Genomic DNA, 2,698 nt, shown 5'->3' on the forward strand with positions numbered 1-2,698 from the left:
GTCCGGGGCCGCCGCGGTGTCCGCGCGCGCCAGCGAGTCGGCCCGGATCGAGTCGGCGCGGGCCGCGGAGTCCGCCCGCGCGAGGCGGTCCGCGATCTCCTGCCACGTCTCGGAGAGCGCCTCGGTGTCCCTGCGGCGCGCGTCCACGAACGCCTGCAGCTCCGCCTCGGTGACGCCGTGCTCCTTCAGCACCGCCGCCCGTGCGCGCGCCGAGTCGGCCGCGGTCCGCAGCGAGTCGGCGTCTGCCCCGCCCAGGGTGCGGAGCGCCAGGTTCACCTCCACGAACTTCTCGCGGGAGAGGGTGCCGGGGTACTCGTCCCGGCAGCCGGCGAGCACGGCCGGGGCGGCGAGGGCGAGGAGCAGGAGCAGGGCGCGAGGCTTCACGGGAGATCCTGCAGGGGAGGGTGGACGACGGGCGCGCGACGATCCCGGCGCGGCGGGCCGCACCGGGCGAGGGAGGCTACTTCCGGGTCCCGGACGTGTCAAGGCGCGGAGTTGCGGGCCCCCGAGCGGGGGAGTTAGCTTCCTGCGGTTTTCGTTCGGTCGCCCGTCCGACCCCGTTCCACCCCAAACTCAGGGTTCGCATGCTCCAGCGCACAGCCCGGCGCACGCTGGTGGCCTTCGCGCTCGCCGCCCTCCCGGTCGCGGAGGCCCCGGCGCAGCAGGCTCCGCCTTCCCCGGAGGCGTTCCACGGCTACGCCATGGGCCGGCACTTCACCCCGTACGCGGGGGTCCGCGACTACGCCCGCGCCCTCGCCGACGCTTCGCCGCTGGTGGAGTACCGCCCCTACGGCACCACGCCGGAGCGGCGCGAGCTCTTCCAGCTCGTCGTCGCGTCCCCGGAGAACCTCCGCCGCCTGGACGCGATCCTGGCCGCCAACGCGGAGCTGATCCGCCCGGAGACCTCGGCGGAGCGGGCCCGGCAGATCGCCGCGACGAACCCTGCGGTGGTGTTCTTCTCCTACGGCGTGCACGGCAACGAGAGCTCGTCCAGCGAGGCGGCCATGTGGACGGCGTGGGACCTGGCCCGCGGGGCGCCGGAGGTGGCGGGGGCGCTGGACTCGCTGGTGGTCGTAATCGACCCCGTCGCCAACCCGGACGGGCGCGACCGCTACGTGAACTGGTTCACCTCGGTGGTGGGCGCCACCCCGAACCCGGACCCGCAGGCGCGCGAGCACCGGGAGCCGTGGCCGGGCGGGCGCTTCAACCACTACCTCTTCGACCTGAACCGCGACTGGAGCTGGGGCACCCAGCCGGAGACCCGCGCGCGCCTGGCCACCTGGGGCCGCTGGAACCCGCAGGTGCACGTGGACTTCCACGAGATGTCGCCCAACTCCACGTACTTCTTCTTCCCGGCGACCGCGCCCATCAACCCCATCTACCCGGAGCACGTCCTCCGCTGGGGGAAGCGCTTCGGGGAGGCCAACGCCAGCGCGTTCGACGCCCGCGGGTGGGAGTACTACACCGCGGAGTCGTTCGACCTCTTCTACCCCGGCTACGGCGACTCCTGGCCCTCGCTCACCGGCGCCATCGGGATGACGTACGAGCAGGCCGGACACGGGGCGGCGGGCCTCGCCTTCCGCCAGACGGACGGCGACACGCTGACGCTGCGCGACCGCGCGGAGCACCACCGGGTCGCCGGGAACGCCACCCTGCGCACCGCCGCGGCCGGCAAGTCCGCGCTCCTGCGGGACTTCGCGGCGGGGCAGCGGACGGTGGGGGAGGGGGCCTCCGACTACCTCCTGGTGCCGGGGCCGGACCCGAGCCGGGTGGAGGCGCTGGTGGCGCACCTGCGCCGGCAGGGGGTCGAGGTGGAGCGGGCGTCGCAGGGCTTCGGCGCGCGGGCCACGGCGCACCCCGGGTTCGAGGTGCGCGGCCAGTTCCCCGCGGGGACGTACCGGGTGCGCGCCCGCCAGCCGCGGGGCCGCCTGGCGACCACGCTGCTCCAGCCGGAGACGGAGCTCAAGGCGGAGTACTCGTACGACGTGAGCGCCTGGTCGATCCCCTACGCCTACGGCGTGGCGGCGTACCGGGTGGGCTCCACGCCGAACGCGGGGTGGAGCCCCGTGCCGGTGCCGGCGGGGGACGCGGCGAGCCCCGCGCCCCCGGCGGCGGGGTACGGGTACCTGGTCCCCGCGGGCGCGGGGAACGCCCCCGCGCTGGTGCGCTTCCTGGCCGCGGGCGGCCGGGCGCGCGTCCTGGCCCGGCCCTCCACCTTCGGGGGGCAGCGGTACGCCGCCGGGACCTGGTTCATCCCGGCGGGCGGGAACGACTCGCTGCAGGCGCGGGTGGCGGCCGCCGGGCTGGGCGGGGCGGTGGTCCCGGTGCGGAGCGGCCTCAGCGAGGACGGGATCGACCTGGGGAGCTCCAACGTCGTCGCGCTGCGGCTCCCGCGTGTGGCGCTGGTGGGCGGCGAGGGGATCAGCGCCACCTCGTACGGCGCCTTCTGGTACTTCCTGGAGCAGGAGCTGGGGGTGCCCTTCTCCGCCGTGCTCGCGGGCGACCTCGCCCGCGCCGATCTCTCGAAGTACGACGTGATCGTGGTCCCGGACGCGTTCGGCTCCGCGCTCGGGAAGCCGGCGCAGGACGCGCTCAAGGCGTGGGTGGAGGCCGGCGGGCGGCTGGTGGCGTCCGCGGGCGGCGCGCAGGCCGTCGCCGCGCTCGCGGAGGTGAAGACGCGCGCGGAGCCCTCGGACAC

Annotated in this window: 2 protein-coding genes; one reads left to right on the forward strand and one right to left on the reverse strand. The window is 75.8% G+C overall.

Annotated features, from left to right (window positions below):
* Positions 1-384, reverse strand: a 384-nt coding sequence (locus VGR37_15520; protein ID HEV2148813.1) for a hypothetical protein, incomplete at its 3' end; no start/stop codon positions are given.
* Positions 385-584: 200 nt separating this feature from the next.
* On the opposite strand from VGR37_15520, the gene VGR37_15525 reads away from it, so the two are divergent.
* On the forward strand, positions 585-2,698 hold a 2,114-nt coding region (locus VGR37_15525; GenBank protein HEV2148814.1), incomplete at its 3' end, for a M14 family metallopeptidase.

The sequence above is a fragment of the Longimicrobiaceae bacterium genome (genome assembly GCA_035936415.1).
GTDB lineage: Bacteria > Gemmatimonadota > Gemmatimonadetes > Longimicrobiales > Longimicrobiaceae > JAFAYN01.